The sequence below is a fragment of the Rodentibacter heidelbergensis genome, assembly GCF_002000125.1.
Classification (GTDB): Bacteria; Pseudomonadota; Gammaproteobacteria; order Enterobacterales; family Pasteurellaceae; genus Rodentibacter; species Rodentibacter heidelbergensis.
In genome coordinates this window covers 54,282-64,477 of sequence record NZ_MLHH01000027.1, presented here as the reverse complement: position 1 = coordinate 64,477, position 10,196 = coordinate 54,282, and the positions used below count along the sequence as shown (strand labels likewise).

6 protein-coding genes and 1 pseudogene are annotated in these 10,196 nt (G+C 40.9%); 3 read left to right on the top strand and 4 right to left on the bottom strand.

Annotated features, from left to right (window positions below):
- Nucleotides 1-18: 18 nt before the first annotated feature.
- From BKK48_RS09460 to ttcA, 4 genes and pseudogenes are all read right to left on the bottom strand, one after another.
- Nucleotides 19-534, bottom strand: a pseudogene (locus BKK48_RS09460) (5-methyltetrahydropteroyltriglutamate--homocysteine S-methyltransferase); the annotation flags it as partial.
- Between the two features lie 221 nt (nt 535-755).
- Nucleotides 756-1,946 carry a Fic family protein gene (locus BKK48_RS09455; RefSeq protein WP_077428184.1) on the bottom strand — a complete coding sequence of 397 codons (1,191 nt, stop codon included), beginning with the start codon at nt 1,944-1,946 and terminating at the stop codon, nt 756-758.
- 93 nt (nt 1,947-2,039) lie between these two features.
- Nucleotides 2,040-2,369, bottom strand: coding sequence for a TusE/DsrC/DsvC family sulfur relay protein (locus BKK48_RS09450; protein ID WP_077428182.1), 330 nt, complete (start codon nt 2,367-2,369; stop codon nt 2,040-2,042).
- Between the two features lies 1 nt (nt 2,370).
- Entirely contained in the window at nt 2,371-3,303 is a 933-nt protein-coding gene (gene ttcA, locus BKK48_RS09445) for a tRNA 2-thiocytidine(32) synthetase TtcA (RefSeq protein WP_077428180.1), read from the bottom strand.
- Nucleotides 3,304-3,452: 149 nt separating this feature from the next.
- On the opposite strand from ttcA, the gene mukF reads away from it, so the two are divergent.
- The 3 genes from mukF to mukB all read left to right on the top strand — a co-directional run bounded on the left by mukF (nt 3,453) and on the right by mukB (nt 10,117).
- Nucleotides 3,453-4,787, top strand: a complete 1,335-nt coding sequence (gene mukF / locus BKK48_RS09440; protein ID WP_077428178.1) for a chromosome partition protein MukF — start codon at nt 3,453-3,455, stop codon at nt 4,785-4,787.
- A 69-nt stretch (nt 4,788-4,856) separates the two neighbouring features.
- Nucleotides 4,857-5,591, top strand: a complete 735-nt coding sequence (gene mukE, locus BKK48_RS09435; RefSeq protein ID WP_077428176.1) for a chromosome partition protein MukE — start codon at nt 4,857-4,859, stop codon at nt 5,589-5,591.
- Nucleotides 5,591-10,117, top strand: coding sequence for a chromosome partition protein MukB (gene mukB / locus BKK48_RS09430; protein ID WP_077428174.1), 4,527 nt, complete (start codon nt 5,591-5,593; stop codon nt 10,115-10,117). Before mukE ends, mukB begins: the two co-directional genes overlap by 1 nt.
- Nucleotides 10,118-10,196: the final 79 nt, after the last annotated feature.

Here is a 10,196-nt window from a genome sequence, read left to right as displayed (position 1 = left end):
CTTTTTGGGGTCAGATCATGCTGAACCTTTTTCTTTTCCTAACCATAAGAAAGTTAAAGGGCCAACGATTGTAGGCTTCGCATTAAAGCCAAGAGCTTTCGCTTCACGAATTTGTTGCACATAATGTGCAGGATTGGCTTTAAATTGCGTATCAACCTGAAATTCAGGTACGAGGTAATGATAGTTCGTATCAAACCATTTGGTCATTTCGATAGCAAATTGTGTTTTATTCCCGCGTGCTAGTTGGAAATATTGATCAAGTGTAAGATGTTGGCTGTCAAAACCAAAGCGGGCAGGAATCGCACCGGTTGCGACTTGTAGATCTAAGATGTGATCGTAGAAAGTAAAATCGGCTACAGCAACATAATCCGCATTGGCTGCCGCTTGGTGTTTCCAGTTGATTTCACGCAATGCTTTGGCAATGTCCAATAAATCTTGCTCAGCAATTTCACCACGCCAATAACGTTCTTGTGCAAATTTAAGTTCACGTTTTGCACCCACGCGTGGAAAACCGGATAAATGAAATGTTGTCATAATAAGTTCCTCATCTATGATGTTGTCGTTAATTTAGACGGCTAAACGTCTGAACGACGATAGAATGAGATATTTCTTGTTATTATGCAAATTCATTATTTTCAATAAATTTATGAATTGTTTTAATGCTCCTTCTAACAAAAGTAAAAGACCGCAAAAGTGCGGTCGTTTTTTCATGATTTTTAATTATAGCAAGAAATGCCTAAGTAATTTACTGGAAATTAAACAAATCGATATTTTCCTTTCCCTTGTCCACTGATCTTTTCGATAATGCCTGTTAACTGCATTTTTCGTAGTAACTCAGAAGCGGGAGAAGGGGTGAGGTTAAGATGTTTAATCACATCTGCACGAGAGAAAACCTCATTTTTAACGACTTGATGTAAACTTTGAATGTTTCGTTTTGTTTTTCCGGAAAGTGCTGTTTCAGCTACAAGATGAGAAAAAATTGGCTCAATGTCCTGTTTTTTATCATCAGCATCCTGTTTTTTGAGAGGAAAGTCCTGATTTTTAGCTTGAATGTCCTGTTTTTTATACTCTCGTCTTGTTTCATTGACTGCTAATGGCTCTTTTTGAACTTGTGTTGCCATAAGATAACTTGTGCTATGAATATGGAGTTGACGATTGCTTAAAGTATGATGCTCATTAAGTAATAAGTTACGAAGAAACATCACAACATATTTGCTTGTTTCATAAATACCTTTGGCGACATTATTGTAATTTGCCCGCACCAAGGCATTACGAAAATACCATGAGTTTTCCGCAAAACTGTCATTTGATACATAAAAACCTAATGTTTTTAAGTACTTAATAAAAAATACGGCAGTGGTACGCGTATTTCCTTCAGCAAAAACATGAATTTGCCATAATCGTGAAACAAATAAGGCTAAATGTTCAATCATTTCATCAATGGAAAGTCCTTGATAACGGAACTTCTTTTCTTGCATCAGGTCATATTCCAGGGTTTCACGCAGCTCTAATGCACTTCCATAAGAAACAGTATCACCATTTAACACCCACTCTTTTTTAGTTATATTGAAGCTTCTAATTTGACCTGCGTGAGGATAAATACCATGAAAAAGATATTTATGGATAGACAGATATTGTTGAATATTAAAAGAAAAGGCGGGTTCAGATAATAAACGAGCAATGCGGACTGCCACTTTGTCGGCTTCCTCTGTGCGGTTTTCATCTTGCGATACCGGATTTTGCTCATAATATTGTGTTATCCAATGCTCTGCCGTATCAATGGTGATCTCACCTTCAATATTTTTAATTGCGGTATCAATTAAATAACGGGAAGGTTTTAATCCATCAATATCTTGCAAACCAATGGCTGTTTGCCATGCGTAGCCCTTTTCTTTTTTACTGGCATCAATATGTCGAATATATTCTTCAAAAGGATCTTTTATCATAAGCAAAGCATTAAAAGTGCGGTGGATTTTGGGCGATATTTTATCAAATTAAACGAAAAAATAACCGCACTTTTATATGCGGTTAATCAGAATTTATAAACATTTGGCCGGTTTCGGTAGGCCCGCTAATTTTGTTGCTTGTTTGGCAGGGCCTTCCGGAAACAAACGTTGCAAATAGCGACTATTGCCTTTATCTTCGCCTAATTTCTCTGCCATCGCTTTGACCAACATACGAATAGCCGGGGAGGTGTTGTATTCTTGATAAAAGTCACGCACAAAATAAATCACCTCCCAATGAGCAGGCGTAAGTTCAAGTTGTTCTTGTGCCGCAATTGCCCGAGCCACCTCTTCATTCCACTGTTGACTATTCAACAAATAGCCGGCGTTATCGGTTTCTAATAGCATGCCGTTTATCTTCAACATATTAACTCACTTCTTTAACGCTAATCATTTCTTGATGAGAAAAATCGCTTTGATCCTCATCCTCAAATTGCATTGGGGGGATTTGTTCTTCATCAAATGCCATATCCCCCTCAATACCTTCAAGGGATTGTCCGTGGCGAATACCTTTGAAATCGAACAATGAGGGATCACACATATGTGACAACGTGATGTTTTGCATGGCACTGAACATAGTTTCTAAACGCCCTGGGTACTGGCGATCCCAGGTATTAAGCATTTCTTTTACCACTTGGCGTTGTAAATTAGGCTGCGAACCGCACAAATTACAGGGGATAATCGGAAATGCTTTAGCCATCGCATATTTTTCAATATCTTTTTCTTTACAATAGGCTAGGGGGCGAATCACAATTTGTTTCCCATCATCTGAAATTAATTTAGGCGGCATCGATTTCATTTTTCCGCCATAAAACATATTTAAAAATAAGGTCGCCAACATATCATCACGGTGATGTCCAAGGGCAATTTTGGTTGCACCCAATTCGGTTGCCGTGCGATATAAAATGCCTCGGCGTAGGCGAGAGCAGAGTGAACAGGTGGTTTTCCCTTCAGGAATTTTTTCTTTCACAATGCCATAGGTATTTTCCTGAACAATTTTGTAGTCCACCCCAATTTCTTGTAAATATGTGGGTAAAATATGCTCAGGAAAGCCCGGTTGTTTTTGATCTAAATTGACTGCCACAATGTCAAAATGAATAGGGGCATTTTGCTGTAAATTCAGCAAAATATCCAAAAGCGTATAACTGTCTTTCCCCCCGGATAAACATACCATCACTTTATCGCCATCTTCTATCATACCGAAATCTGCAATGGCATTACCCACATTACGGCGTAAACGTTTTTGAAGTTTATTGAAATGATAAGTTTGTTTCTTTTCTTGTTGGGTTAAATCGGTCATTTTATTTTGATACGGATTGCTAGAAAATGCACATTATACGAGAAAAAAAGGAAAAGTGCGGTCAATTAAAAAGAAGATTTTTAAGATCGATAAAAAATCTTGTATAATCGCCCTAATTTTTTGTTCAATTTTAATGCGTTATCATTTCAATGATTGAAACATCACAAACTATCCCTGAACTTGTCTCTTGGGCAAAAGAGCGCGAGTTTTCACTGAATTTACCCACTGAACGTCTAGTTTTCTTGCTGGCAATTGCCATTTATAACAATGAACGTTTAGATGGCGAAATGCTGGAAGCCGATCTGGTGGATATTTTTCGCCACACCATGAATGCCTTTGATCAATCCACCGATGCCATTGCAACACGGGCCAATAATGCGATTAATGAATTGGTCAAACAGCGTTTGTTAAACCGTTTTAGTAGTGAGTTTACCGAAGGATTGGCGATTTATCGTTTAACGCCACTTGGGGTTGGGGTGTCGGATTATTATATTCGACAACGAGAATTTTCCACTCTCAGACTTTCTGTGCAGCTTTCCATTGTGGCGGATGAAATCCAACGGGCATCAAATGCCGCAGAGGAAGGGGCTGAAAATCGTGAAAGTGAGCATTATTGGCGTAAAAACGTCTTTGCTCCGTTAAAATATTCTGTGGCGGAGATTTTCGATAGCATTGATCTTTCACAACGCATTATGGATGAAAATCAACAAAGCATTAAAGAGGAAATTGCTGAGCTTTTAACCAAGGATTGGCAAGCGGCCATTTCAAGTTGTGAACGTCTGTTGGATGAAACATCTGGCAATCTACGAGAATTACAAGATACCTTAAATGCCGCAGGGGACAAACTTCAAGCCCAACTACTGCGTATCCAAGATTGCGTGATTGGACGTGATGATTTGTATTTTATTGATCAGTTAATCACTGATTTACAATCAAAGCTCGACCGAATTATCAGCTGGGGGCAACAAGCTATTGATTTGTGGATTGGTTATGATCGCCATGTGCATAAATTTATTCGAACCGCCATTGATATGGATAAAAATCGGGTATTCTCACAACGTTTACGCCAGTCTATTCATCATTATTTTGATCACCCTTGGTTTTTATGGACAGCACAGGCAGAACGTTTGGTGGATCTGCGTGATGAGGAAATGGTGTTGCGTGAAGATGATGCTCTAGGTGAATTACCGGAGGCGCTACAATACGAATCCTTAGCCGATGTTTATGATCAAATCGTTGACCATATGCAAAACCTGCTAATTCAATATCGAGAGAATGATCGTTCGATTGATTTGAGCTTGGTACTCCGTGAACAGCTCGAAAACTATCCGCTTTCCCGCCATTTTGATGTGGCTCGAATTATTGTTGATCAAGCGGTACGATTAGGGATGGCAAAGGATGATTTAGCCGGTATTTATGCCCATTGGCAGGCCATTAATCAGCATGGTGCCGAGGTGCAGGCTCACATCATTAATAAGTATTAAAGTGCGGTCAATTTTAAAAGAGATTTAATCATCCTTCTATATAGGACATAAGGATAAGAGAAATAAACCATGACAGATAACCTTCAAGATGTAATTTCCTCAAAACTTGCCACAGCGATTGCCAACCCGTTATTTCCGACGGTGGACAGCCTGTTGCGTTCAGGCCGTCATATCAGCACAGAGCATTTAGACAACCATGCCTTTTTAATGGATTTTCAAAATGAATTAGACGGTTTTTACCGTCGCTATAATGTGGAGCTAATTCGAGCACCGGAAGGGTTTTTCTATCTTCGTCCAAAAGCCACGACACTCATCGCTCGTTCTGTGCTTTCAGAATTGGAAATGTTAGTGGGAAAAGTGCTTTGTTATCTCTATCTCAGTCCGGAACGTTTAGCACAGCAGGGCATTTTCAGTGCTCAAGAAGTGTATGATGAATTATTAAATCTTGCGGATGAAAGTAAATTATTAAAAGCCGTCAATCAGCGTTCAAGTGGTTCTGATTTAGATAAACAAAAATTGGCTGAAAAAGTGAGAGCAGCAATAGGGCGATTGCGCCGTTTAGGTATGATTCAAACCGTGGGTGAACAAAATAGCGGTAAATTCACGATTTCAGAGGCGGTCTTCCGTTTTGGTGCAGAGGTACGTTCCGGTGATGATCCGTTAGAAGCACAAATTCGCTTAATTCGTGATGGGGAAGCCGCCACACCGGCATCCCTTGCATTGGAAAAACAAGCCCAGTTAACCGAACAAGAAGTCGAAAGTGCGGATGAAATTGACGAAGAATTTGATGGAGAACAAGCATAATGTCTGATGTTTTAGAATTAGAAAATGAAATCGGGTTAGAAAACGAGGCAAGCGAAATCAATACTGAAACAGCAGAGGCTCATCTTATCTCAAGTGCGTTTACTCAGGCACAACAGGGCGTTGAACGTGGAAAATTTCGTTCTTTAACCCTCATTAACTGGAACGGTTTTTTTGCCCGTACCTTTGATTTAGATGAATTGGTCACCACGCTTTCTGGGGGGAATGGTGCTGGAAAATCCACAACGATGGCGGGGTTTGTCACAGCCCTTATTCCGGATTTAACCTTACTTCACTTCCGTAATACCACAGAGGCCGGTTCTACGGGGGGAGCGAGAGATAAGGGATTACACGGTAAATTACGTCCGGGAGTTTGTTATGCGGTATTAGATACGATAAATTCCCGTCATCAACGTATTCTTGTCGGTGTTCGTCTGCAACAAGTAGCCGGTCGGGATAAAAAAGTCGATTTAAAAACCTTTTCTATTCAAGGGGTTGAATTATCACAAAATCCTACCGCACTTTTTACTGAAACCGTCGGTGAGCGTCAAGCCCGTGTGCTGAACTTAAACGAGCTCAAAGAGAAAATTGAAAATCTTGGGGCGCAATTTAAACAATATCACTCTATTACTGACTACCACGGGATGATGTTTGATCTTGGTATTATTCCAAAACGATTACGTTCTTCCTCTGATCGCAGTAAATTCTATAAACTCATTGAAGCCTCTCTATACGGCGGTATTTCCAGCGCCATCACCCGCTCTTTGCGAGATTATTTATTACCGGAAAATTTAGGTGTCCGCAAAGCGTTCCAAGATATGGAAAGTGCATTGCGTGAAAACCGAATGACCTTGGAAGCGATTAAAGTTACCCAATCTGATCGTGATTTATTCAAACATTTAATTACAGAAACCACAAATTATGTAGCATCAGATTATATGCGTAATGCTAACGAACGCCGTGGCAATATTGAAACTGCATTAGCATCACGCCGTGAATGGTATAACGCTAAAACCGAGCAAGATTTATCGCAGCATCGTTTGATTGATTTAAGCCGTGAAGCTGCGGAATTGGCAGAAAATGAACGCACCTTAGAGGTGGATCACCAAAGTGCTGTAGATCATTTGAATTTAGTACTCAATGCGTTACGTCATCAAGAAAAAATTTCACGTTATCAAGAAGATGTCGCTGAACTTTCCGAACGTTTGGAAGAGCAGAAAATCGTTGTAGAAAATGCAAATGAGGCGTTAGAAGAAAGCCAGGCTCAATTTGAGCAAACAGAAATTGAAATTGATGCGGTTCGTGCACAACTTGCCGATTATCAACAAGCACTTGATGCCCAGCAAACCCGAGCTTTGCAATATCAACAGGCCATTGCCGCATTGGAAAAAGCCAAAACCCTATGTGGATTAGCTGAATTAAGTGTAAAAAATGTTGAAGATTATCATGCAGAATTTGAAGCCCATGCGGAAAGTTTGACGGAAACCGTGCTGGAATTAGAGCATAAGATGTCGATTTCTGAAGCAGCAAAATCTCAATTCGATAAAGCTTATCAGCTGGTTTGTAAAATTGCCGGTGATCTCCCACGTTCGGCCGCTTGGGAAAGCGCTAAAGCATTATTGCGTGAATATCCAAGCCAAAAATTGCAAGCCCAACAAGCCGCACCGCTTCGTGGAAAATTACATGAGCTTGAACAACGCTATACCCAACAACAAAGTGCGGTCAAATTACTGAATGATTTTAATCAACGGGCTAATCTCAATTTAGAAACCGCCGAGGAATTAGAAGAATATTATACTGAGCAAGAAGCCTTGGTGGAGGATCTATCGGCAACCCTTTCCGAACAATTGGAAAACCGTTCAACGCTTCGTCAAAAACGTGAAAATTTAACCGCACTTTATGAGGAAAATGCACGCAAAGCGCCGGCTTGGCTAACGGCCCAATCTGCCTTAGCGCGTTTAGAAGAGCAAAGTGGTGAAACCTTTGAACATAGTCAAGATGTGATGAATTTTATGCAAGCTCAACTCGTTAAAGAGCGTGAGTTGACGATGCAACGTGACAAACTTGAGCAAAAACGCCAACAGTTAGATGGGCAAATTACCCGTCTGAGCCAGCCGGACGGTTCTGAAGACCCTCGTTTAAATGCTCTCGCAGAACGTTTTGGTGGGGTATTGCTTTCTGAACTTTATGACGATGTTCCTATTGAGGATGCACCGTATTTTTCAGCCCTTTATGGGCCTGCACGTCATGCGATTGTAGTGCGTGATCTCAATATCGTAAGAGAACAATTAGCCCAATTGGATGATTGCCCGGATGATCTTTATTTAATTGAGGGTGATCCAACCGCTTTTGATGACAGCGTATTATCCGCCCAAGAGCTTGAGTTGGGTGTGGTAGTGCAAGTGTCTGAACGTGAATTACGTTATTCTAAATTCCCCGAAATTCCATTATTTGGCCGGGCGGCTCGAGAAAAACATTTAGAAGCTTTACAAATCGAACGGGATGAAGTGGCGGAAGATTACGCACAAATTGCCTTTGATGTACAAAAATGCCAGCGTTTACACGAACATTTTAGCCAGTTTGTTGGTTTACATTTAGCCTTGGCATTTCAACCCAACCCAGAAGAGGTGATGGCGGAAATTAACCGTGAACGTAATGACATTGATCGTGAATTAAATCAATTTAACAGCGGTGAGCAGCAGATACGCATTCAGTTAGATAACGCAAAAGAGAGAATACAATTACTCAATAAATTAATCCCTCAATTAGGTGTGTTGGCAGATGAAGCGTTAATTGATCGCATTGAGGAATGTCGTGAGCAATTAGATCTTGCCGAACAAGACGAATTATTTATTCGTCAACATGGCGATACGTTGTCACAATTAGAGCCGATAGCGAATACACTGCAAAGTGATCCGGCAAATTATGACCATTTAAAAAATGCGTTAGCTCAAGCTATTGAACGCCAAAAACAGGTGCAACAACGGGTATTTGCATTAGCCGATGTGGTACAACGCAAACATCATTTTGCTTATGAAGATGCAGGCCAGGCGGAAACCTCTGAATTAAATGAGCAGTTACGCAAACGTTTAGAAGTCATGCAAACACAGCGTGATACACAACGTGAACAGCTGCGCCAAAAACAAGCTCAATTTGCTCAGTACAATCAAGTCTTTATTGGATTACAAAGTTCTTATGAGAGCAAAAATCAGCTATTAAAAGAATTAATGGATGAGGTGAGCGAATTAGGGGTTCGAGCTGATGAAGGCGCAGAGGAGCGGGCTCGCCTTCGCCGTGATGAATTACATCAACAGCTCTCAAGTAGCAGACAACGCCGTTCATATGTAGAAAAACAGCTGACATTAATTGAAAGCGAAGGGGAAAACTTAAGTCGTCGTATTCGTAAGGCCGAACGTGATTATAAAACCCAACGGGAGTTAGTGGTAGCCGCCAAAGTGAGTTGGTGTGTGGTTTTACGGTTATCCCGTCATTCTGATATGGAAAAACGTTTGAACCGTCGTGAATTGGCTTATTTATCTGCAGATGAATTACGTTCAATGTCGGATAAAGCCTTGGGGGCATTGCGTACTGCCGTAGCTGATAATGAATATTTGCGGGATAGCTTGAGAGCCTCGGAAGACAGCCGCAAACCGGAAAATAAAGTTCGCTTCTTTATTGCGGTTTACCAGCATTTACGCGAGCGCATTCGTCAAGACATTATCAAAACAGATGACCCGATTGATGCCATTGAGCAAATGGAAATTGAACTTTCACGTTTGACGGCAGAGTTGACCGATCGTGAGAAAAAATTAGCGATTAATTCTGAAAGTGTGGCAAATATTATGCGTAAAACCATTCAACGTGAGCAAAATCGTATTCGTATGCTCAATCAAGGTTTGCAAAATATTGCCTTCGGTCAGGTGAAATCTGTTCGTTTGGTCGTCAATATTCGTGATACACACGCGATGCTGCTTGATGCCCTTTCCGGCCAACAAGACGAATATCAAGATTTATTCAATGACAATCGTATTACCTTTTCCGAAGCGATGGCAAAACTGTATCAACGTATTAATCCACACATTGATATGGGGCAACGTAGCGCTCAAACCATCGGTGAAGAGCTCTTGGATTATCGCAATTATCTTGAACTTGAAGTGGAAGTATTCCGTGGTGCAGACGGTTGGTTGCGTGCGGAAAGTGGCGCACTTTCAACCGGTGAAGCAATTGGTACGGGGATGTCCATTCTCTTAATGGTGGTACAAAGCTGGGAAGAGGAGAGCCGCCGTATTCGTGGTAAAGATATCGTACCTTGTCGCTTACTCTTCTTGGATGAAGCGGCGCGACTTGATGGTAAGTCCATTTCTACCTTATTTGAGCTTTGTGAACGGTTGGATATGCAATTACTCATTGCCGCACCGGAAAACATTAGCCCGGAAAAAGGGACGACCTATAAACTGGTGAGAAAAATTTCTGGTAACCAAGAACAGGTTCATGTGGTCGGACTACGTGGGTTTGGTGCAACGGACTAAAATAGAAAAGTGCGGTTGAAAATTCATGAATTTTGACCGCACTTTCTTTTACCGTTTAACCAAACAAATTATTAAGGAT

Excerpts from the sequence above, each read along its gene's own strand:
- BKK48_RS09450 (WP_077428182.1), bottom strand. The coding sequence starts at position 2,369 with ATGTTGAAGATAAACGGCATGCTATTAGAAACCGATAACGCCGGCTAT.
- mukF (WP_077428178.1), top strand. The coding sequence starts at position 3,453 with ATGATTGAAACATCACAAACTATCCCTGAACTTGTCTCTTGGGCAAAA.
- BKK48_RS09455 (WP_077428184.1), bottom strand. The coding sequence starts at position 1,946 with ATGATAAAAGATCCTTTTGAAGAATATATTCGACATATTGATGCCAGT.
- mukE (WP_077428176.1), top strand. The coding sequence starts at position 4,857 with ATGACAGATAACCTTCAAGATGTAATTTCCTCAAAACTTGCCACAGCG.
- ttcA (WP_077428180.1), bottom strand. The coding sequence starts at position 3,303 with ATGACCGATTTAACCCAACAAGAAAAGAAACAAACTTATCATTTCAAT.
- mukB (WP_077428174.1), top strand. The coding sequence starts at position 5,591 with ATGTCTGATGTTTTAGAATTAGAAAATGAAATCGGGTTAGAAAACGAG.